The organism is Pseudomonas sp. 2995-1, from assembly GCF_002742505.1.
Taxonomy (GTDB): domain Bacteria; phylum Pseudomonadota; class Gammaproteobacteria; order Pseudomonadales; family Pseudomonadaceae; genus Aquipseudomonas; species Aquipseudomonas sivasensis.
The window spans coordinates 1-229 of record NZ_LJSA01000411.1 but is presented as its reverse complement, the minus strand read 5'-3'; the positions used below and the strand labels follow the sequence as shown (position 1 = coordinate 229).

The window sequence follows — 229 nt, the reverse complement described above, 5'->3', positions numbered from 1 at the left end:
ATGCTAGATAAAGTGATTATAGGCCAATATGTACCAGGTGGATCCGTGATACATCGAATGGATCCTAGAGCTAAATTGTTATGTTTGATGATTTTAATGATCTTTTTATTTGCCAGCAGTCATCCTCTTTCTATAATAGTGGCTTTTGTAATGACTTCCATCATCTTTATTATTACTAGTGTACCAATTAAATTCTACTTTAAAGGTATGCGTTTTATAGCAATTATTA

General features: G+C 31.4%; 1 protein-coding gene. It reads left to right on the top strand.

What is annotated here, in order from left to right; all coding sequences use genetic code 11:
• Positions 1-229: CbiQ family ECF transporter T component (locus tag AOA61_RS30930; protein WP_218197367.1), on the top strand; the 229-nt coding region annotated here is incomplete at both ends.